Here is a 20872-nt window from a genome sequence, read left to right as displayed (position 1 = left end):
GACAGACGGTGATATCAGGGGGCATACCATGCCAGGCGGGACGCGACTTCCCTCGCACCTGGGCCTGCACGAGGGCGGGGGGCCCGGGCGGTCGCAGGGTGGGCGTGGGCTCGCCGGGCACCTCGGTCTGGCGCTGCTGACCCTGTGCTCCGTGACCGTGCTGCTGTTCTGCGTGGGTGGCTGGTCCGTCGCCGTCTATTCGGACCACAACGTCACGCGTCTCGGGCTCGACCTGGGCGGTGACGACAAGTCCACGAAGCATGACGTGGCCAACTACCTTCTCGTCGGCAACGACAGCCGAGCGGGCACCAACGGCGAATACGGTGACGAGCCCGGCCAGCATTCGGACACCACCATTCTGATGCATGTCGCCGCCGACGGCGCCACCACGATGATCTCCTTTCCACGTGACACCCTCGTCATCATCCCCGCGTACACCGACAACGCCGGCAAGAAACATCGGCAGCACAAGGGCAAGTTCAACTCGGCGCTGCACGACGGTGGCCCCCAGCTGCTGGTGAACATGATCCAGAGCCTCACCGGCATGCAGATCGACCACTATGTGGCGGTCGACCTCGCCGGCTTCAAGAAGATCACCGACGCGATCGGAGGCGTCGACGTCTGCGTGCTGCCCTCGGACTTCGTGGACCATTTCAAGGACGACAACGGCCGCTCGCGGACGAGCACCAACACCAAGGACTCGATGAGCGGCTGGGTTGGTGGTCCGGGCACAGTGCATGTCAACGGCGATCAGGCACTGGCGTTCGTCCGCCAACGGCACGGTTTTCGTGCCGGCGACATCGCCCGGATCCAGCGCCAGCAGCAGTTCCTCGGCGCCGTGTTCCACAAGGCCATGAGCGGTGACGTCCTCACCAACCCGCTCAAGTCGTCCGCGCTGCTGCGGGCGGCGACCGGGGCGGTGACCCTCGACGACGACACCAGTCTCGACGAGCTCCTGGATCTGGCACTGTCCATGAAGGGCATGGTGGGCGGGATGAACGTGACAACGCTGCCCACGCGCTCACCCGGCCTCGCCGACGGCGGAAACCCCGAGGACGGAACACTGCCTCCCTATGGGTCGGTCCAGCTCTACGACCCGGCCGATCTCGCGAAGATCGTCGTACCTCTGGGCGGCCACGTCGACGGGGTCGACCTCGACAACACGGCCGCTCCCGGGGCGGCCGGCACGCCCGACCCGGGAGCCACACCCGGGCCCGTGACGGTCCCACCGGAGCAGATCACCGTCTCGGTGTACAACGGCTCGACAACGTCCGGCCTCGCGGCGAAGGCGACGACCGCGCTCGCGGGCCAGGGTTTCCAGGCGACCAGCGCGGGAAACGCCGACTCGAAGAAGTACACGGCACCCCGCGTGCTCTACGGCCCCGGCCAGCAACAGGCTGCCTGGACCGTGCAGGCGGCGGTACCCGGCTCGATCGCCCGCGCCGACCCGACCATCACCGGGATCCACCTGATCCTGGGCTCCGAGTACACCGGCGTGGTCACCCCCACCGTGGCAGGCGCAGCCGCAGGCACGGCGCCACCCACCGCACCCGCACCCGCACCCGCCGGAGCAAGCCCCGCCGCGCAGGGTGCGGCCCCTCCGACCTGCACGCTGTAATCGCGGCCGACGGCCGGAGCAGCAGCCCGAGGCTCGATAAGAGCTCGATCAGAAGGAGCCGCGGCCATTCGGTCCGGTCGGAACATGCTCGTCTGAGCGATAGGCCGCGAGGACGAGTCGGTCCCAGCGTCGGCCACGATAGTAGTCGTGGTCCCGAAAGCGCGCCTCGACGTGCAGCGCCCGGCCGCCCGCACTGGCGAACTGCTGGTAGTTGAACTCAGGCATCTCCAGGTACAGCTTCCGGAAGGGCCACACGTCGAACAGATACTCGATGAACAGCCGAACCGGCTCGGCCGCTATGCCCGTGCCCAGGTAGGAGCTGGCCATGGCGGCGCCGACGTAGGCATGCCCCAGGTTGAAGTCGGGGTTATAGCAGATCAGATGCCCGGCCGGCTGGTTCGTGTTGATGGACTCCGCCACGAACTGGACGAGCAGCCCCTGCCAGAGCTCCTGCTCGAACTGCTGGATGGACGGAACAGAGCCACGGTAGCGCCAGCGAAAGCCGACCTCCGGGGTGATGGCGAGCTCGTACAGGAAGGGAACAAGCGGCGGCAGCACCGGCGCCAGCCGGAAGAACTGCCCTGCCAGCACCGGCGGCAGCAACTCGTCCGCCGCGGGCGAGGACCTGTCTGCCATGGGCTGCACGGTGGCAACAGAGGCAGTACTCTCGGCACTCTCACGGTACCGGTCGTACAACTCGCCGACCGTCTCCGTCGCCAACCATGTCCGCTCGTCCAGGACGACTCCGAGCTCCGCCATCGATGCGGCGAGCTCCAACAGCCCAAACGAGTCCAGCCCAAGATCCGTCGTCAGACCGGAGTCGCCGCCCACCTTCTCTCGGGGCAGCCTCATACGTCGAACGATCAGATCCTCGAATGCGTCCTTCGTTAGCATGACCCTCGCCAGTTGGGGGCGCCCAGGCGGCGCCTAGGGTAATTACAACACTGCCCGGGAGCAGCCAGAGGGCAGAGTAGCGACATTGTCGCGATCGAGCAAGGTGCCGTGCCACACCCGGGCGTGCACTCCACACCGACTACCTTCACAGCAAACACGGAAGGTAGCGGACGATTTTCTCCGAAGGACCGCCGGAAACAGTTTATGACGCCTTCCGACCTGGGCATATGGCCCGAGAATTTCGCGCGACCGCGCCCCGAACAGCACCCACCACGGTGACGATCCGTAATGCATCGAGCTCTTCGCCCACCTCAGCTCGACGGTCGCCACCCAGGCTTGTCGGTGACTTCTGACGAGAATTCGGAGTCGTTGGGATCATTTCTCCGAGCCACCCGCACCGCCGGCCCGGACTCATGGTAGGGAACGCCGCACACAGCACCCTCCGCGCGCTCCCGACAGTGGCGTCACCCGGGGCGGTCACCAGGAGCCCCGACAAATCGATGTGACAACCGCCACAGGAACCTGTCACGCGCACCACCGCACCAGAACCGGCGCAATCACACGCCGTTAGAATCCGGACCGACCCGAGCCTCGCCAGGCATTCAGCAGAACAGCAGTAGGCCGTCGTCAGGGCCCTGCCGCGGGACCACCGGGGCCACGCGGCGCTCGACCTGATAGGCCCGGACGCTACCCTCAGTGTTTTCGTTCGCCATCCTGGGAGCATGCGCCGCGAACAGCGGGAACAATTACCTTGTCCCGAGCGGACAACAACCGGCTTGCGCATCCACATCCTTCGCGACTATCTTTCCGGAAGATCTTGTACAGCTGCAGATGGCGACCTTCGGCCAGCCCTTCACCCAGGGCACCTGAGGAAACCTTGACTCGTCGCCTGCGCGAGTAACGACGGTTTCCGAGGCTGCGATCTCGGTTCACCGGATTTCGTGGAATCCTCCGCCGGTCCAGCCTGCCCGAATCCGGGCACCGACCAGGAATATCGACGCCATCTTGCCGAATCACTCAACGAAGAAGATGCGGTCCCCGTGGGCCGTGGTCGCGCTGGTACTGACCCTGACGGCACTCGTCGCGACCGCCGCGTGCGCGGGGGCCGTCGCAGCCCTGGTCTGGCCAGCCGAAGCCGTTCCGGGCACACCGGAACCGACCGGCCGCGCCGACCTGGCCGGGCAGGACGGGCAGGACGGGCAGGACGGGCTCCTGCGGGTGATGGTCACCGGTGACTCGATCAGTCAGGGCCGGGAAGGCGACTTCACCTGGCGCTATCGCCTGTGGGAGCACTTTCGCTCCGGCGGTGTGAACGCACGGTTCGTCGGCCCCTGGACAGGCACCTATGTCATCCCGCCCGCGCAGCCGGACGAGTATCCGAAGGTCGACGCGCCGATCTCCCATGACGGGGCCTACCGGGCGGGCATCGACTTTCCCACGGAGAACAACGCCGAGTGGGGCTGGACCGCGCTGGAGGCCAAACAAACCATCGCCGGCGATGTCGCCCGGTACCAGCCGGACATCCTGCTCGTCGAGCTCGGTTACAACGATCTGGCGTATGCGCTCAACACGCCCGCCGGCCTCGTCGCGGATCTGCACACTCTCCTCACAAGAGCGCGCGCGGCCAGGCCGTCGATCAGGGTTGTGCTGGCGGACGTCATCCATCCCACGCTGCTGCCGGGCATGTCACCCGACCTCAACGCCAGGATCTCCGAGTACAACGAGCTGCTGGCCCGGGAGCTCCCGAGCTGGGGCACGGCCCCGTCGCCGGTGGCGCTCGCCGGCCTGGGGGCGACCTACCGGGCGGCGACCGACACGTATGACGGCGTCCATCCCAACGGCGTGGGCGAGTTCCGGGTGGCCAGGGCGTTCGCCGACGCGCTGGCCATCGCGTTCGGCCTCCCGCTCTACCGCACGCCGATACCGCAGACCGTCCCGGAGACCAGGCCGTCGGCCCCGCAGTCGATCACCGCGGTCAAGGAGGGCGGCATCGTGACGGTGCGCTGGTCGCATTCGTTCGGCGCCGGCGGCTACGTCCTGTACTCACGGGATGCCACCCTCGGCCGTGAGTTCACCCCATCCGACCTGCCGCTGCCCGCCGACAGCTGGAAGCTCGTCCTGCCGGATCCCGCGCACACGTTCGAGTACTACGTGCGTGCCGTGCACGGTCCCTACCTGAGCCCCGCGTCCCCGACCGCGAGCACGGCACGCACCGACCCGCTGCCGATGCGCTGACACCCGGAGGGCTCAGAAACGCCACCGGGTGGCACCGCCGGGATCGACAGTCCGCACGGCCGTCGCCGCGGTCAGATCGATCCGGTAGACGAACCAGGGCGGCGGGCCGGCGGATGGCGCGCTGAACTCGGCGGTCAGGGCCCGGCCGGACTCGTCCACCGACACCGGCCAGCCCTCCGCCGCCCAGCGGGCAGCCAGTGCCGCGACGACCGACGGATCGGTGACCTGGCTGGCCCGCCCCTCGACCACGAGATCGAACTCGGCCGTGGCCAGGCTCAGCGCACAGCGCGGATCGCGGGCGATGTTGCGCGCCTTACGAGTGCGCTCGCCGGTCTCGAACCAGAGGCCGCCTTCCGCATACAGGGCCCCGATACCGGTGACGTGCGGCGAGCCATCCGCGTTGAGCGTCGTCAGCCAGCAGGTGTGCCGGCCGGGCCCGCCGGAGCCCGGGGCCTGGGTGAGCCCGCCATCGAGGCGTGCCTGGATGAACGCCCAGTCCACCGGCGGCAGGTCGTAGAGGTCAGCGAGGTTGGTCGCGTCGGGTGCGTGCATGTGGGATTGGACCACGCGAGCTCCCGAAACTCATCGCCGGTGCGGGCAGTTTCCCGCCACCCGGTGTCCCCGCCCCCACCTGTTCCGGTCCGAGGATCGACCGTCTTCTCACACACTGCCCGGCTATTACCGATCTGCAGGAATCGGGTGTTCGGACATCCGCCGGTAGGCGTCGCCAGCGGGATGAGGCACGGCCGGGCACAATGGCATCGCGGCGAGGCACCAAAGTCCCGGGCACGAGTTCGCGCCACGCCGACCTGACGGTTTCGGCCGCACGGGACGATCTCACACGTTCCGGTCGGCCGGATAACTCACGGCGGACCGCTTCCAACAGGCCGGTTGCCGGCCGTTCCCATGCCTGGAACCAACCGTGCACAGGACTGACCACCAGGCCATTCATCCACAGAAGGCGGGTATGAAATGGGCAACAGCGTCATCAGTGACGGCATCTATCGCATCAGCCTCGATGGCCAGCAGAACATCACCAGCAATGGCCGGGGGCCCGCTGTTCTCCTGCCCGAGAACGGGCGGGGTCAGGAGTGGGAGATCAAGGGCAGCGGAGACGGTAGGTACACCATTCGCAACGCCTCGGCCCAGGAGTTTCTGGGATTCGACGGCGCCCCGGACCCGTTCGAGCCGGTTCAGGCGTTTCCGCAGGCGCGGACCTGGCGGATCGATGAGGGCCCCCGGCCCGGCTCCGTCGTCATCGGAGTCACCGAGAACGACCTGCTGACGCTCGGGCTGCACCCGGCCCTCATCTTCCCACCCATGATCGCGCTTTCGCCGGTCTTCAGGCAGGACAGGGGCTGGCAGCTCCAGCAGGTCGGCTAGCCACCGAGGACGGCGGGTGGGTGGGGTGTGGTGTCGTGTGGCCGTCGACAGGCGCCGTTCCGGGCAGCGCGGCGACCACACCCCACCTCGGTGGAGCGAGCCACGCGCCACGGCGCGGCCTCCCGCTATCGCCACGCCCGGCGGGCCCTCGACGGGATAACTGGAGCCCCGCGACACAGATCCGCATATTCTTTGTGGGCTGCCGTCGAGCACTGTCGAGCATGTCGGGTGCTGTCTCCGGACCCGTCGACTCGTGGGAGGGAGCACGTCCGGGTGAGGACCGACGCTGTCGTCATCAGTGCCGCCGCCGCCTGGCTCCCGCCGCGAAGCGAGGCCCCGGCAGGGTCCGACGCCTCCGCGGATGATCCCGGCTACACGTCGCTGACCGTGTCGGACGGTCCCTCCGCTCCGGAGATGGCGGTACTCGCGGCGAGCACGGCACTGGAACGGGCCGGCTGGGACGGAGCAGAGCTGGACCTCGTCCTGCACGCCTGGAGCTACTACCAGGGGCATGACTTCTGGTCGCCCGCCCACTACATCGCCGACCAGCTCGGCGCCCATGCGGCGCAGCCGATCGGCATCCAGCAGATGTGCAACGGCGGCGCGGCCGCGTTGCAGACCGCCGCGACGCACCTGCTCGCCGATCCGTCCACGGCCCGGGTGCTGGTCACCACCGCGGACCGCTTCTGCCCGCCCGGATTCGACCGGTGGAACAGCGACCTCGGCGTCGCCTACGGGGACGGCGCGAGCGCCGTTCTCGTCAGCCGGGCCGACCTCGCGGGCACCGCCACCGGCACCACCGGCGGCGCAGCCCTCGGCGACACCGGCGGCGCAGCTCTCGGCGGCAGCGGCGCCCAGCTTCGCCTGATCTCGATGAGCTCCGTCTCCGCGCCGAGCCTGGAGGGCATGCACCGGGGCAACGACACCTTCTCCCCGGCGGCCCGCATGAACGTTCCCACCGTCGACGCGCGCCGGACGAAGCGTGCCTATCTGCGCCGCCACGGCAGCTCCGGGTACCGGGCCGCCGAGCGGGAACGGGTGGAGACGCTGCTGCGGCTGGCCTTGGCCGAGGCCGAGCTCCCCCGTGGAACACGCCCTCGCTGTGTTGTCCTGCCGCGCGTGCACCGGGCCCCGCTGGAGTCCGTGTTCGTCCCGATCGTCGTGGATGTCACCGGCGCCGAACCGATCGACTTCGGTCGTGAGACGGGGCATCTGGGCGCCGGCGACCTCACCGCGGGGATCGCCGACCTGCTGGAGAGCAAGATCCTGGCCCCCGGCGAGACCGCACTGGTACTCAGCACCGGTGCCGGGTTCACCTGGTCCTGCGCGGCCCTCACCGCCCACGCCGCCTGACCCGTCCACCGCCCGCCGGTGGCGGCCACCGATCAGCAGATGCGGGGCAGCTGCTCGCCGAGCGGGCGGGCGACGATGCGGGTCGTCCCGAAGGCGGTGCGCCCGACGACCACTCCCGGGTGCTCCGCGGTGACGGTCCCGATGACCGCCGCCTCGCTCCCGGCCGGGTGCGCCCGCATCGCCGCCAGCACGGCGTCGGCGTCCTCGGGGGCGACGAACGCGACGATCTTGCCCTCGTTGGCCACGTGCAGCGGGTCGAGGCCGAGGAACGCGCAGGCCGCCTCCACCACCGGCGGGACCGGCACGGCACCCTCGGTGAACTCGACGCCGGTGCCCGACGCGGCGGCGATCTCGCACAGGCTGGTGGCGAGACCGCCCCGGGTCGGGTCGCGCAGCGCGTGCACCCCGGCCGGTGCCACCGCCAGCATCGCCGCGACCAGCCCGTGCAGCGCGGCGGTGTCGGACCGGACGTCCCCGCCGAACTCCAGGTTCTCGCGGACGCTCAGCACCGCCACGCCGTGCTCACCGACGGCCCCGGAGACGATCACCCGGTCGCCGGGCCGGGCCCGCTCCGGCCGGATGTCGACCCCCGAGGGGACCACGCCAATGCCACTCGTGTTCACGTAGAGGCCGTCCGCCAGCCCCCGTTCGACGACCTTGGTGTCGCCGGTCACCAGCCGCACCCCCGCCCGGGCCGCGGCCTGCCCCATCGCCTGCGCCACCCGGCCGAGCACACCCAGCTCCAGGCCCTCCTCCAGGATGAAGCCGGCGGACAGCGCGATCGGGGCGGCGCCGCTGCACGCGAGATCGTTGATGGTGCCGTGGACGGCCAGCTCGCCGATGCTGCCACCCGGAAAGAACAACGGGCGGACCACATACGAGTCGGTCGAGAAGGCGAGCCGGGTGCCGCCCACCTCCAGCAGCGCCGAATCCGCCATCGGCTGATCCGGCGGAGCCCCGAAGGCCGGCAGGAACAGGTGCTCGATCAGCTCGCCGGACAGGATGCCGCCGCCGCCGTGCCCCAGCATCACCGCGCTGTGATCCCGCAGCGGACGCGGGCACACCCAGCGGGACGGATCCACCACGCCGGCGTCAGCCGAGCCGCCGTCAGCCAGGCCACCGTCAGCCGCGCCGGTGTCAGCCGAGCCGCCGTCAGCCATGGTCGGCACCGAGCCTGCGGAACTGGAAGTAGGCGGCACACGCGCCCTCGGTGGACACCATCGTCGCTCCCAGCGGGGTACGCGGAGTGCACCGGCCGCCGAACGCCGGGCACTGCGGGGGTTTGATCATGCCGCGCAGCACGTCACCGCTGCGGCACTCGGACGACTCCTCGGCGGTGAGGCCCGTGACGTCGAAACGGATCTCGGCGTCGAACTCGGCGTACTCGTCCGCGAGCCGCCAGCCCGATCCGGGGATGACCCCGATGCCACGCCAGGCCCGGTCGCACACGGTGAACGTCCGGTCGAGGGTGCGCCGGGCCACCACGTTGCCGTCGGCGCACACCGCCCGGGAGTAGGCGTTGGCCAGCTCGGCCCGCCCCGCCTCCAGCTGCTCGACGGCGGTGCGGACCCCGTCGAGCAGATCCAGCGGCTCGAACCCGGTGACCACGATCGGTACCCGGTGCGACGACACCAGCGGCTCGTACTGGGACGTCCCCATGACGGCGCACACGTGCCCGGCGGCGAGGAAGGCGCGCACCCGGTTCTCCGGCGCCGCGAGCACCGCGGCCATCGCCGGCGGCACCAGCACGTGGCTGACCAGCATCGAGAAGTTGCGCAGGCCACGGGCCCGGGCCGCCACCACCGCCATGGCGTTGGCCGGGGCGGTCGTCTCGAAGCCGATCCCGAGGAACACGACCTCCCGGCGCGGGTTCTCCTCGGCGAGGCGGACGGCGTCCAGCGGTGAGTAGACCACCCGGACGTCACCGCCGCACGCACGGACGCTGAACAGGTCCGTGTCACTGCCGGGAACCCGCAGCATGTCCCCGAACGAGCAGAGGATCACCTCGGGCCGGGCGGCGATCGCCAGCGCCCGGTCGATCGTCTCCAGCGGGGTGACACACACCGGGCAGCCCGGCCCGTGGACGAACTCGACCTGCTCGGCGAGCAGCTGGTCGAGGCCGTTACGGATGATCGAGTGGGTCTGGCCACCGCAGACCTCCATGATCGTCCACCGGCGGGTGGCGACCGTGGCGATCGCGTCCACGAGCCGGGCCGCGAGCACGGGATCACGGAACTCCCGCAGATACCTCATCGGCGTTCGTCCTCATCATCTCGATCGTGACGGTCGGGTGTGCCGGCGAGGGCCGCGATCGCGGCCTGCCCGAGCGCGAGCCCGCCGTCGCCGGGTGGAACGACCCGGTGGGTCAGCACCTCGAAGCCGGCCGCGACCAGCCGGGAACGGCAGGCCCGCACGAGGACGACGTTCGCGAACACGCCGCCGGTCAGCCCGACCACGCCGACGCCACGCAGGTCACGCGCCGCACGGGCGACCGTCACCACCGCCTCGGCGACAGCCAGGTGGAACGCCTGGGCCAGCACCGGCACCGCGACCCCGGCGCGCATCCCCTCGACCAGGCCGGAGATCAGCGGCGCGGGGTCGAGCACACCCCCGCCGGGCCTGCGGTCGAACCCGAAGGCGAGCACGGGTGTCGGCGCCGGAGTGCTGAGGCCCCGGGCATCCCCCGCCACCCGCTCGGCGGCGGCTTCCCGCCCCGCGACGCCCGCCAGCCTCGCGACACCCGCCAGCCTCGCGATGCCCGCCAGTCCCTCGACGCCCGCCAGTCCCTCGACGTCTGCCAGTCCCTCGACGTCTGCCAGCGCAGCCGCGGCTTCCAGCTCGGTGGCGGCCTGTGCCTCGAAGGTGCTGCGCTGACGCACACCGAGCAGCGCGGCCACCGCGTCGAACAGCCGGCCCATGCTGCTGCACGGCACGCAGGACACGCCGCGGTCCAGGATCGTCCGCAGCACCGCCAACGCGGCCGGAGTCACGGCCCGCACCGGCGGAAGATCGTCGGACCAGGGCAACCCGGCGGCAGCGAGATGCGCGAGGGCGCAGCGGTACGGCTCGCGGGCAGCGGCGTCGCCGCCCGGCAGCGGCACCGGGCGCAGGTACGCGAACCGTTCGACGCTCGTGAGATCGGCTCCGACCAGCAGCGCCTCACCACCCCAGATGGTCCCGTCGGACCCGAACCCGGTGCCGTCGAACGCCATCCCGAGGACCGGTCCGGCGACAGGATCGCCGGACCCGCCGGACCCGCCGGGAGCACCGGGGCGTCCGAGCCGGCCGTGCTCGGCGAGCAGCGCCGCGACGTGCGCGTGATGGTGCCCGACATCGTGGCTTCGGCTGGCACCGGTGGGTCGCCGGCTCGCCCAGGCCCGGGTGAGATAGCCGGGATGGCGGTCGGCGGCGAGCGTGGCCGGCGCGACGTCGTACAGTCGCGTCATCCGGGCGCAGGCGTCCTCGAACGTGCGCAGCGCGTCGAGCCCGGCGATGTCCCCGAGGTGCTGTGAGACGACCGCGTGCCGTCCGGTGGTAAGACACACCGTGGCCTTTCCGTCGCCGCCCACCGCCAGCACGGAGCCGACGGGACGTCCGAGGTCGACCACCTGCGGGGCGTAGCCACGGGAGCGGCGCACCGGCAGCACCCGTTCGCCGTCGAAGCGCTCGACCGAGTCGTCGCACGGCGCGACGATCGGCCGGTCATGGGCCAGGAAGGCGTCCGCGAGGTCACGCAGCCGGGCGCGGGCCTCGTCGTCCGCGATGCAGATCGGCTCGCCGGAGCGGTTGCCGCTGGTCATCACCAGCGACTGGGGTGGGTCCACGTCCGCACCGGGCACCGGGGTGAACAGAAGATGATGCAGCGGCGTGTACGCCAGGAGTAGTCCGATGAGGGGGCTACCGGGCGCCACCAGCTCCGAGACGGGCGCGGTGGCCTTCCTCCGGGCGAGGACGATCGGCGCGGCGGGCGAGGCCAGCAGCTCCCGCTCGGCCGCGGACAGGTCGGCGAGCCTGGCAGCGCTCGCCAGGTCCGCCACCATGACCGCCAGGGGCTTGTCCGGACGTCCCTTGCGTGCGCGCAGCAGCGCGACGGCGTCGCTGGCACCTGCGTCGCAGGCCAGGTGGTATCCGCCGACGCCCTTCACCGCCACGACCTCGCCCGCCGCCAGCGCTCGCTGCGCCGCCGCGAGCGCGACATCCGCCGACCGCCGCCGCGCGGGCGCGGCCTCGGGGCCGCAGGCTCGATCGCCCTCGCCCTCGCCCTCGCCGCCGTCGCCGTGCTCGCCGCCGCCGCCGCGCTCACGGTCGGCCCGGCACGTGCCCGGGTCGGCGGCTCGTTCGAACCACAGCGTCGGCCCGCATGACGGGCAGCAGATGGGTTCGGCGTGGAAGCGCCGGTCCGCCGGGTTGCCGTACTCGCGCGTGCACTCGGGACACATCGGGAACCGGGCCATCGTGGTCGCCGCGCGGTCATACGGCAGGCTCTCGATGATCGTGAAGCGGGGACCGCAGTTCGTGCAGGTGATGAACGGGTGGCGGTGGCGGCGGTCCGCGGGGTCGGCCAGCTCGCGCAGGCAGTCGTCACACACGGCCGCGTCCGGCGGGACCATCGTGCGCGGGCCGGGTGCCGATGCGCTGGCGAGGATGCGGAAGCCCGTGGCCGCGACCGCCGCGACTGCGTCCGCACCGCCAACGTCCGCACGGTTCACGTTCCCGGCCGCGGCCTCGGCCGCGTCGGCGTCGGCGTCGGCGTTCCCGGCGCGCGCGATCTCGGTGACGGTGATCCGCTGTACCCGCGCAAGCGGTGGGGACGGGGCCGTGAGCCGTCGCCGGAACTCGGCGACGGCTCGGGCGGCCCCCTCCACCTCGACGACGACCGCACCCGCGTCGTTGCGGACGAAGCCCGCCAGCCCCAGCCCAACCGCGAGCCGGTAGACATGGGGCCGGAATCCGACTCCCTGCACGACGCCTTCGGCGGTCACCCGCCATCGAACCCGGGCCGCGCTGCCGCCAACCTGCGCCGCCCCGCCGTCCGCGAACGTTGTCGTCGCGCCGTCGTCGGGCGAGGGGTGGGACGTCAAGATCCGGCTGTCGAGCTGATCAGCGCGCGGTGGCGGGCGATCTCGTCCAGCAGGTGGCGGACCGTGGCCGCGGACTCGTCGTCACCGCTGTTCTCGAAGATCGTGCGGGCCTCGTGGAGCAACGCCGTGGCCTGCGGGAACGCGCCCAGGCGAGCGAGCGCGTTGCCCTGGCTGGTGAGCACCCGGGCATAGGCGGGCGGGTCGGCGAGGCCCACCTTGTTGGCGATGACCTCCTGGTAGCGGCCGACCGCCTCGACGAGATTGTCCCGCCGGTGCGAGGACGGGGCATGCACCAGCGCGTTCGCCAGGTTGAGCTGGGTGCTGGCCCACTGCTGCGGATGGGTCTTGCGCGTGTACACGGTGAGGGCGGTCCGCAGGCCCTGCATCGCCACCCCGATGCGCAGCTGGTCGGAGGCCGAGTTCATCGGCATCGCCAGGTAGGCGGCAGCCAGGCTGACCTGCGCCGAGGCGAACAGCTCCGGCGCGGTGTCGATGGTGATCAGCCGCAGCGCGGCGAGGTAGTGCTCGGCGGCGGTACGCAGACCGGCCAGATCCTCTCCCGCCTGGTCCTCGCTGGCCTGGCCGGCGCCGGCCAGCTCATGGTGGACGGATCCCAGCGTCAGGTGCAGCTCGGCCCGGACGGCGACCAGGTCGGTGGGCTCCAGCGTGTTGAGCGCGGCCGCCAGGTCGGCGATCACCTCGCTGGTCGGCCCCTCGACGTCGCGGCGCAGCCCGGCGGTGGTCGCCATCAGCTGGGCGGCGAGCCCGGGGGCGACCTTGTGTGCCGCCGCGATCGCGCGGCCGAGCATCCGGGCCGCATCACCGATCCGGCCGGCGGCTGTCGCGTGCGCGGCGTGCGCGGACCACACCAGCGCGGCGATCTCCCCGGACTCGCCGGTGAGAATCGGCGGCACGGGCCGCTGACCGCCGGCGAAGCGGACGACATCCACCAGGATGCCCAGCTCGTCACCGAGCGCCGTGCGCAGCGCGAGCGGTTCGTCCTCCGCGGTGGCAGCCTCCGCCTCCGCCTCCGCCGGCGCCGCGGAACCGGCCGGACGCAGGACGAACCGGTTGTAGCGGGTGACCGGATCGTCGCCGGTCAGCAGCGCGGCGGCGCCGGCGAGGTCCCCCTGGTAGGCGAGCTCGATCGCCGCGAGTTGCGGCGGCCACGCCGTGGGCAGCATCCCGGCCGCCAGGGACCGCCGAACGGCGGCCGTCTCGTCCCCGCCGGGGATGAGCAGGAAGCCCGCGGGCAGCGGAAACACACCGACGGGCTGCGGACGCGCGCACCGCACGGCAGCACCGGAGCCGGCGGCCTCGGTGGGCTCGGTGGGCTCGGTGTGGGCAGGGAGGTCTGTGGCCATCTGTGTCACCCGTCGTGGTTCAGTGGGCCTTTTCCGTCTCACGGTGTTCGGCCAGGGATGCCGCTGGTCCGAGTCGACGATGGAAAAGGCTCAGTCGTGTGCCCCGTCCGGGTCACCGGCGGGAGAGGTCGCGTGGTCGCCGCGCGCGCGTCCCGCCCAGAAGCCACAGCTCGGATGACATCGGTCCCCTTCGTCAGGTGAGCGTTTCCGGGCCGGTCGGCGACGTCCCGCGTGGCACCACGCCCTCGTGCTCGGCGGGCCCGCCGCGGACGCCTTCGGCAGCCAAACGCTATGTGCCGCCGACCACTACGCCGATCGGCAGTGGACGGACACTGCCACCTAGGCGCCAACCGGTCCGCCGCGGAGGGGAACCAACCCCACCGGAGAGCCGGCTCACATCGGCGGCCGGGGGCGGAAGGAGCATTCGTGGGGTGTGCCGTTGACGACGAGTGCCGTCGACGGCGGTACCTCCTGCCACACCCCGGGTAGCTCATCCAGGGGTTCCGAGAGGATGCCGCGCGCGTTGGGCGGCACGCGGCCGAGGCGGCCGTTCTCGGGGTAGAGCATCCGGATCGCGTCGACATCCTCGTTCATGTAGAGGGTGTTGACGACCGGCCCGCTGGCATACCTGACCGCGAACATCGTCTGGCCGTCGGTCAGGCCGACCGTCATCTGCAGCGGTTCGGCGATGCCCGCCGCGGCACCGACGCTCTCGACGAAACCGGCCATCCTCTCCAGCCCGCCCAGGGGATCATCCTCCAGCCCGAACGTGAGCGCGAGGTGGAACATCACCTCCGAGTCCGTCGAGCCCCTGATGTTGGCGAACAGATCCGCCCGGACCGCCATCAGCAGCTCGCGCCGGAGAGAATCAAAGCCCTCGATATGACCGTTGTGCACGAATAGCCATCGCCGGTAGCGAAACGGATGGGAGTTCGTCTTCTGGACCGGTGTTCCAGTGCTCGCTCGAACGTGCGCAAGGCCTCCTCACCACCTTTCGGTCGTCGGGCTGTTGGACCTTCGGGTTGACGGGGTACCTACCGATGCAGGCCCTTCACCCTGCCGGTGGCGGTCCGCGAACGGAGGAGGAACCCTTCATGGACTATCCACTTCTCAACGTCTTCTGGACGATGCTCTGGTTCTTCGCCTTCGCACTGTGGATCTGTGTCCTGGTTTTTGTGATAGCGGATATCTTCCGCCGGCGCGACCTGTCCGGCTGGGGTAAGACCGGCTGGCTCGCCGCCGTGATCCTCCTTCCCCTGCTGGGCGTCTTCACCTACACGATCATCTACGGCCAGGAGATGGGTGAGCGCACCTACCAGGAGGCGCAGCGACGCGAATCGCTGCAGCAGGGCTTCGGCCCCTCCGCGGTACGGGCCACTCAGGGGACCGCCGAGGAGCTTGCGAAGCTGGCCGATCTCCGCCGCCAGGGCGACATCAGCGAGGCGGAGTTCGAGCAGGGGAAGCGGCGGATCCTGACCTGACCTGACCTGATCGGCCGACGGCGGCGGCCGCGGCTGGTTCCACGTATCTCGCCGACGGGTCCATGACCTGCCGGGCCCAGGCCTGCCGACGAGCTCGCACCGGCGCCTTCCGCACCGTTGATCCGGACCCGTGGCCTCCCTGACCGCGGACCGTGAGACGGAAAAGCCGCCCTGGTGCGCGACAGGAGACGGACCACTGATGGTGGATGAGAGAGCCGAGCGAATCAGGAAGTTCATCAGGCCGCTGCGTGTCGAACCGGGAACCACGGTGACCCTGCCCGCGGACTTCGATCCGCGGTACAAGGCACACATTCTGAAGAAGAAGGATGGCGTAGCGCTGCTACGCACCGGGATCGAGCTGCTGGCCGACTACCAACGGCGCCTGGCCGCACAGGACACCTATGGGGTGCTGGTCTGCCTCCAAGCGCTGGATGCGGGTGGAAAGGACGGCATAATTCGGCATGTGATGAGCGGGGTCAATCCGCAGGGCGTGCAGGTGAACAGTTTCAAGGTGCCGTCGGCGGAGGAGCTCGACCATGACTACCTGTGGCGCTATGCCTGCCGGTTGCCGGCCCGCGGGAACATCGGAATATTCAATCGCTCACACTACGAGGAGGTCCTCGTAGTCCGTGTACATCCGGAGAACCTCGATCGGCAGAAGCTCCCACCCGAGGCCAAGAGAAAAGGCGTCTGGAACCGACGGTACAACGAGATCAACGAATGGGAGCGCTACCTGACCGACAACGGCTACCGGCTGGTCAAGCTGTTTCTCAACATCTCCCGGGAGGAGCAACGGGCCCGGTTCCTCAAACGGATCGACGTGCCGGAGCGCAACTGGAAGTTCTCGGCTGCCGACGTGCGCGAGCGCGAGCACTGGGACGAGTACCAGCACGCGTTCTCGAAGATGCTGTCGGCCACCAGCACACGGTGGGCACCCTGGTATGTCATACCGGCTGACCGGAAGTGGTTCGCCCGGATCTGTGCCGGTGCGGTTCTCGCACACACCCTGATCGACATCGACCCGCGGTATCCCACGGTAAGCGCCGAGGAGCGACGCGCACTGGGAGCGGTGGCACGGCGACTTGAGAGCGAGGCCCCCGAGGGCGCTCCGGCCGACCCGTATGCCATGTCGATCGCCAGCGCCGAGGCCGGCAGCGGAAAGCCGAAGAAGGCGCAGAAAAGCGAAAGGGCCGGGAAGACCGAGAACGCGTGAACGCGGCGCCGATCTCGATCGGAGACGGAACGACATGAGCGTGCACAGCGAGATTGATCGGAGCACGGTTGGCACCGACAGCTGGTTCGCGCGCTCGGTCGAGGAGGTCACGACCGCCTTCCGGGTCGATCCGGCCGTTGGGCTGGCGGACGCGCGGGTGGCCGAACTGCTGGCCACCGACGGCCCGAACGTGCTTCCGGAGGAGAAGCCCACGCCGGGCTGGCGTCGGTTCCTCAGCCAGTACCGCAGCTATATGCAGCTGATTCTCATCGGTGCGGCCGTCGTTTCGGTCGGGGTTGCCGAGTGGAGTACCGCGGTGCTGCTCGCGCTGCTCACCGTCCTGAACGCCGTGGTGGGCCTGCGTCAGGAGGGCAAGGCCGAGAGCGCCATGAACGCGCTGCGGTCGATGCTGAAGGCGACGGCCCGCGTGCGGCGGTCCGGGTCCGAGGCCGAGATCCCGGCCGACCAGGTGGTGGCGGGCGATGTCGTGATCCTCGCGGCGGGAGACGAGGTACCCGCCGACGGGCGCGTTGTCGCAGCCAGCGCCCTCCAGATCGACGAGTCCGCGCTGACCGGGGAGAGCGTCCCCGTTACCAAGGACGCCGGCATCCTGCGGGTCGGCCCGCTCGGCCCCGGCGAGCAGACCAACATGGCCTTCATGAGCACCCCGGTGACCCACGGCAGCGGGACGATGATCGTCACTGCCACCGGTGCCGGTACCGAGCTGGGCAAACTGTCGGGCCTGCTGTCCGCCACGGCGCGGGAGGAGTCACCGTTGACCCGGGAGCTCAACCGGCTCACTTTGTGGATCGCGGGCGCCGCCGGCCTCACCATGATCGTGATGATCGCCCTGGGGCGGCAGCGGGGCCTGACCTGGGACGTCCTGTTCGTCAGCGCGGTGTCGCTCGCGATCGCCGCCATCCCCGAAGCGCTGCCGACCGTCACGCAGACGATTCTCTCCCTCGGCGGCGTCGATCTCGCCAGGCGCAATGCCATTGTCAAGGATCTCCCGTCGGTCGAGACCCTGGGATTCGTCTCGGCGATCAACTCGGACAAGACCGGGACCCTGACCATGAACCAGATGACCGTGGTCGAGGTCGTCGAACCGACCGACCGCTACACGGTCTCCGGTACGGGCCGCGCGCTGCAGGGACAGGTCCGGCACGCCGCCGGCGGCTCCGCCCGCGTGGAGGAGGCGATCCTGCCCTACCTGGTCGCGAACGACGCGGCGCTGATGAACGGGGAGGCCGTCGGCGATCCCACTGAGTGCGCCCTGCTGGTGCTCGGTCACAAGGCTGGGCTCGATGTGGACATCACCCGCGAGCGGCTGCCCCGGCTCGCCACGCTGCCGTTCGACCCGGACTACAAGCTGATGGCCACGTTCCATCCGGCTGTCGACACCGCGGGGCGGTCAGTTGTCCGCTGTTTCGTGAAGGGTGCGGCCCCCGCGGTTCTGGCTCGGGTTACGACGGCGCGGTCCGGCGACGGCACAGTCCCCTGGGACGCCCGCCTGCGCGAATGGGCCGAGGCTCACGTCGAGCGCATGGGAGGCGAGGGGAAGCGGGTGATGGCCGCCGCCACCCTCGATCTCGATCCGGCCGACTTCCGGGCCGACGGCGACCTGCTCGCCTACGTCACCGGTCTTCACATGACGAGCCTGGTCGGGATGGTCGACCCACCCCGGCCGGAGTCCGCGGAGGCGATCGCCGGTGCGCGCGACGCCCACATCCGGGTCCGGATGGTCACCGGCGACGACGTTGTCACCGGAGCCGCCATAGCCGCGCAGGTCGGCATCGACGGTGCGGCCATCCTCGGCGCGGACTTCGCCGCGCTCCCGGAATCCGAGCGCCTCGCCGTCATCGACGACATCGGTGTCATCGGCCGGGTCGCCCCCGAGCACAAGGTGCTGCTCGCCGACACGTTGAAGAGGCGTGGTGACGTGGTGGCGATGACCGGAGACGGGGTCAACGACGCACCGGCCATCAAGGCCGCCGACATCGGGATCGCGATGGGTACCGGTACGGACGTCGCCAAGAACGCGAGCCGGATGATCCTGTCCGACGACAACTTCGCCACGATCGTGTTCGCGGTCGAGCGAGGCCGCAAGATCTACGACAACCTCGCCAAGTACATCCGATTCGTTCTGATCCTCCTGGTCGTCTTTGTTCTGACCTTCCTGGGTGCCACTCTGTTCGATATCGCCGCCGGCGAACCGTTCACCCCCGCCCAGGTGTTGTGGATCCACTTCCTCGTCAACGCGCCGTTCGGCTTCGCTCTCGGTTTCGACCGGGCAAGCCAGGGGCTCATGGGCAGGAGGCCACGCCCACGCGGTGAGACACTGCTGACCACCAGGCTGATCGTCATGGTCGGCCTGGTCGGGCTGGTCATGACGGTCGGCCTGCTGGCGATGATCAAGATCGGCGAGACACGCTTCGGGAGCGACTCCGTCGGAAACTCGATCGCCTTCACCTCGTTCGCGCTGTGCCTGATCGTCGGGGCGCTCGAATGCCGCGACGAGTCCGGCACCATCCTGACGCCAGCCACCTTCGACAGCAGACACATGAACTGGACGGTGCTGGGAGAGTTCGTGCTCGCGGTGTTCGTCACCCAGCTGGAGGCCTTCCGGCGAATTCTCGGCACCACCCAGCTCAGCCTCGCCGAGTTCGCCTGGTCGCTTGTCCCCGCGATCGCGCTCCTGATCCTGTGGGAGCTCGGGAAGTGGGCGGTCAGGCGTTTCCTCGGTGCAGCCTCCGCAACACGAACGCGAGATGCAGGCGCAGGCGACCGTTCGGGTCGTGGACGGACCAGCCAAGAACCTGCTCCGCCTGGTGGAGACGTTCCTGCAGGGTCGAATGGTGCACGGTAAGCCCCACGGCCGCCGCGCGAAGGCTCGGGCTGGTGGTGACGGCCTCCAGGGTGGCCAGCATCCAGGGGGCCGCCGAGGCGGCCCGGTCCAGGGCCTGGACGTCGGAGTCGGGCGGCGTGGCCGGTCCGACCGCCGTGGCCAGCACGGCCAGACCGCCGAGCTGGTCCGCGTGCACCACCCGCGGTCCCGGGTCCATCGCGGTGCCGCCGGCGGTGAAACGCAGCGCCGTGCGGGCGGCCTGCCAGGAAGACGGGAGCTCCAGCACCGGCACGGCTGGTCCGACGCCCGTCCGCCGATCCGCGACCTGTGCGGGGACGCCCCGCTGGCCGGCGGCGATGTCCCCGGCGGCGACAGGGTCCAGGGCGGTGCCGGGCTCCCGGCAGGGCCCCGCCGGCCGACCCGGCCGCACCGTCTGCACCGCCCTGGGCCCCCGCAGCCGCCGGGTCCAGCACGGCGGCGGCGAGATCGGCGCGCAGCCGCGCACACTCCGCCTCGGTGGCGTCGACCAGCGGGGACCGCACCGGCCCCGCGGGCAGGCCCGCCATCGCCAGCGCGGCCTTGGCCAGGATCACACCCTGGGTACGGAAAATTCCCTCGTATGCGGGCAGCAAGCCCTTGTGTAGCGCGATCGCCCGACCCACCTCACCGGCCCCGAAGGCCTCGATCATCGCCCTGATGGCGGGTGCGGCCACATGACCGACAACGCTGACCACGCCGCACGCACCAACGGACAGCAACGGAAGATTGAGCACGTCCGTGCCCGAGTAGTAGGCGAGGCCGGTGTTGGCCAGCACCCACGACGACCCGGCGAGATCGTCCTTCGCGTCCTTCACCGCGACGATCCGCGGGTGCTCCGCCAGCCGCAGGAGCGTCTCGGTCGCGACGGGAACTCCGGACCTGCCGGGAATATCGTAGATCATCGTAGGCAGGCCCGTCGCGTCGGCGACGGCCCGGAAGTGGGCGAGCAGCCCGGCCTGCGGCGGCTTGCTGTAGTACGGCGTGACGACCAGCAGGCCGTCAGCGCCCGCCTTCTCGGCCGCGCCAGCCAGCTCCAGCGTGTGCCGGGTGTCGTTCGTGCCGACCCCGGCGATGATCCGGGCGCGCCCGCCGACCGCCTCACGGACCACACGCAGCAACGTGTCCTTCTCGGCGTCCGACGTCGTGGGGGACTCACCCGTCGTACCGTTTATGACCAACGCCTCGTTACCGGCGTCGACGAGATGCTCGGCGAGCGCCGCCGCACCCGGGACGTCCAGGCCGCCGTCCGAGGTGAACGGCGTGATCATCGCCGTGATCATCCGCCCGAACGGGGCCGGGGGCAATGCTGACATACCTGCCACGCTAGCGGGCACCTCCGACATCTCCTCCGACGGTCACCGACCGG

13 protein-coding genes and 3 pseudogenes are annotated in these 20872 nt (G+C 70.4%); 7 read left to right on the top strand and 9 right to left on the bottom strand.

Going from position 1 to position 20872, the window contains the following annotated elements; translation table 11 throughout:
• The first annotated feature begins 28 nt into the window (after nt 1–28).
• Nucleotides 29–1618: an LCP family protein gene (locus FREUN1FDRAFT_RS23970; protein WP_006542811.1), complete on the top strand. Its 1590-nt coding sequence runs from the start codon at nt 29–31 to the stop codon at nt 1616–1618.
• 48 nt (nt 1619–1666) lie between these two features.
• Here FREUN1FDRAFT_RS23970 and FREUN1FDRAFT_RS23965 read toward each other — a convergent pair whose 3' ends face one another.
• Nucleotides 1667–2512 (bottom strand): phosphopantetheine-binding protein, encoded by an 846-nt coding sequence (locus tag FREUN1FDRAFT_RS23965; protein ID WP_006542810.1) that lies wholly within the window; start codon nt 2510–2512, stop codon nt 1667–1669.
• Nucleotides 2513–3541: 1029 nt separating this feature from the next.
• On the opposite strand from FREUN1FDRAFT_RS23965, the gene FREUN1FDRAFT_RS23960 reads away from it, so the two are divergent.
• Nucleotides 3542–4747, top strand: coding sequence for a GDSL-type esterase/lipase family protein (locus FREUN1FDRAFT_RS23960; protein WP_006542809.1), 1206 nt, complete (start codon nt 3542–3544; stop codon nt 4745–4747).
• A gap of 12 nt (nt 4748–4759) precedes the next feature.
• Here FREUN1FDRAFT_RS23960 and FREUN1FDRAFT_RS23955 read toward each other — a convergent pair whose 3' ends face one another.
• Entirely contained in the window at nt 4760–5299 is a 540-nt protein-coding gene (locus FREUN1FDRAFT_RS23955) for a pyridoxamine 5'-phosphate oxidase family protein (RefSeq protein WP_035953261.1), read from the bottom strand.
• Nucleotides 5300–5719: 420 nt separating this feature from the next.
• On the opposite strand from FREUN1FDRAFT_RS23955, the gene FREUN1FDRAFT_RS23950 reads away from it, so the two are divergent.
• Nucleotides 5720–6130: an RICIN domain-containing protein gene (locus tag FREUN1FDRAFT_RS23950; protein ID WP_006542807.1), complete on the top strand. Its 411-nt coding sequence runs from the start codon at nt 5720–5722 to the stop codon at nt 6128–6130.
• Between the two features lie 273 nt (nt 6131–6403).
• On the top strand, nt 6404–7483 hold the full coding sequence (locus FREUN1FDRAFT_RS23945; protein WP_006542806.1) for a ketoacyl-ACP synthase III family protein: 1080 nt from the start codon (nt 6404–6406) through the stop codon (nt 7481–7483).
• Between the two features lie 32 nt (nt 7484–7515).
• On the opposite strand, the gene hypE is transcribed toward FREUN1FDRAFT_RS23945, so the two are convergent.
• The 5 genes and pseudogenes from hypE to FREUN1FDRAFT_RS23920 all read right to left on the bottom strand — a co-directional run.
• The gene (hypE, locus tag FREUN1FDRAFT_RS23940) at nt 7516–8643 is read right to left on the bottom strand and encodes a hydrogenase expression/formation protein HypE (protein WP_006542805.1); all 1128 of its coding nucleotides are present in this window, start codon (nt 8641–8643) and stop codon (nt 7516–7518) included.
• Entirely contained in the window at nt 8636–9736 is a 1101-nt protein-coding gene (gene hypD / locus FREUN1FDRAFT_RS23935; protein WP_006542804.1) for a hydrogenase formation protein HypD, read from the bottom strand. The genes hypE and hypD overlap by 8 nt, the downstream gene beginning before the upstream one ends.
• Nucleotides 9733–12564 carry a carbamoyltransferase HypF gene (locus FREUN1FDRAFT_RS23930; protein ID WP_006542803.1) on the bottom strand — a complete coding sequence of 944 codons (2832 nt, stop codon included), beginning with the start codon at nt 12562–12564 and terminating at the stop codon, nt 9733–9735. Before FREUN1FDRAFT_RS23930 ends, hypD begins: the two co-directional genes overlap by 4 nt.
• Nucleotides 12561–13928, bottom strand: a complete 1368-nt coding sequence (locus FREUN1FDRAFT_RS23925; RefSeq protein ID WP_006542802.1) for a hypothetical protein — start codon at nt 13926–13928, stop codon at nt 12561–12563. The genes FREUN1FDRAFT_RS23930 and FREUN1FDRAFT_RS23925 overlap by 4 nt, the downstream gene beginning before the upstream one ends.
• A 393-nt stretch (nt 13929–14321) precedes the next feature.
• Nucleotides 14322–14849: pseudogene (locus tag FREUN1FDRAFT_RS23920) on the bottom strand (class II glutamine amidotransferase); the annotation flags it as partial.
• Between the two features lie 173 nt (nt 14850–15022).
• On the opposite strand from FREUN1FDRAFT_RS23920, the gene FREUN1FDRAFT_RS23915 reads away from it, so the two are divergent.
• The 3 genes from FREUN1FDRAFT_RS23915 to FREUN1FDRAFT_RS23905 all read left to right on the top strand — a co-directional run bounded on the left by FREUN1FDRAFT_RS23915 (nt 15023) and on the right by FREUN1FDRAFT_RS23905 (nt 19488).
• Complete coding sequence (locus FREUN1FDRAFT_RS23915; RefSeq protein ID WP_006542800.1) at nt 15023–15409, top strand: SHOCT domain-containing protein; 387 nt, start codon at nt 15023–15025, stop codon at nt 15407–15409.
• Nucleotides 15410–15608: 199 nt separating this feature from the next.
• Nucleotides 15609–16622 (top strand): polyphosphate kinase 2 family protein, encoded by a 1014-nt coding sequence (locus FREUN1FDRAFT_RS23910; RefSeq protein ID WP_006542799.1) that lies wholly within the window; start codon nt 15609–15611, stop codon nt 16620–16622.
• A 34-nt stretch (nt 16623–16656) separates the two neighbouring features.
• A complete protein-coding gene (locus FREUN1FDRAFT_RS23905) occupies nt 16657–19488 on the top strand; it encodes an HAD-IC family P-type ATPase (RefSeq protein ID WP_006542798.1) in 2832 nt (943 codons plus the stop codon).
• On the opposite strand, the pseudogene FREUN1FDRAFT_RS48165 reads toward FREUN1FDRAFT_RS23905, so the two are convergent.
• Nucleotides 19442–19549, bottom strand: a pseudogene (locus FREUN1FDRAFT_RS48165) (PucR family transcriptional regulator); the annotation flags it as partial. The gene FREUN1FDRAFT_RS23905 and the pseudogene FREUN1FDRAFT_RS48165 overlap by 47 nt on opposite strands.
• Before the next feature lie 343 nt (nt 19550–19892).
• Nucleotides 19893–20849 (bottom strand): annotated as a pseudogene (dapA, locus tag FREUN1FDRAFT_RS41860) (4-hydroxy-tetrahydrodipicolinate synthase); the annotation flags it as partial.
• Nucleotides 20850–20872: the final 23 nt, after the last annotated feature.

The organism is Parafrankia sp. EUN1f (genome assembly GCF_000177675.1).
GTDB lineage: Bacteria > Actinomycetota > Actinomycetes > Frankiales > Frankiaceae > Parafrankia.
This window is presented reverse-complemented; position numbering and strand designations above follow the sequence as displayed.

Bases quoted from the DNA above. Each gene is read 5' to 3' on its own strand.
- FREUN1FDRAFT_RS23925 (WP_006542802.1), bottom strand. From the start codon at position 13,928: ATGGCCACAGACCTCCCTGCCCACACCGAGCCCACCGAGCCCACCGAG.
- hypD (WP_006542804.1), bottom strand. From the start codon at position 9,736: ATGAGGTATCTGCGGGAGTTCCGTGATCCCGTGCTCGCGGCCCGGCTC.
- FREUN1FDRAFT_RS23910 (WP_006542799.1), top strand. From the start codon at position 15,609: ATGGTGGATGAGAGAGCCGAGCGAATCAGGAAGTTCATCAGGCCGCTG.
- FREUN1FDRAFT_RS23905 (WP_006542798.1), top strand. From the start codon at position 16,657: ATGAGCGTGCACAGCGAGATTGATCGGAGCACGGTTGGCACCGACAGC.
- FREUN1FDRAFT_RS23915 (WP_006542800.1), top strand. From the start codon at position 15,023: ATGGACTATCCACTTCTCAACGTCTTCTGGACGATGCTCTGGTTCTTC.
- FREUN1FDRAFT_RS23965 (WP_006542810.1), bottom strand. From the start codon at position 2,512: ATGCTAACGAAGGACGCATTCGAGGATCTGATCGTTCGACGTATGAGG.
- hypE (WP_006542805.1), bottom strand. From the start codon at position 8,643: ATGGCTGACGGCGGCTCGGCTGACACCGGCGCGGCTGACGGTGGCCTG.
- FREUN1FDRAFT_RS23970 (WP_006542811.1), top strand. From the start codon at position 29: ATGCCAGGCGGGACGCGACTTCCCTCGCACCTGGGCCTGCACGAGGGC.
- FREUN1FDRAFT_RS23950 (WP_006542807.1), top strand. From the start codon at position 5,720: ATGGGCAACAGCGTCATCAGTGACGGCATCTATCGCATCAGCCTCGAT.
- FREUN1FDRAFT_RS23955 (WP_035953261.1), bottom strand. From the start codon at position 5,299: ATGCACGCACCCGACGCGACCAACCTCGCTGACCTCTACGACCTGCCG.
- FREUN1FDRAFT_RS23960 (WP_006542809.1), top strand. From the start codon at position 3,542: ATGCGGTCCCCGTGGGCCGTGGTCGCGCTGGTACTGACCCTGACGGCA.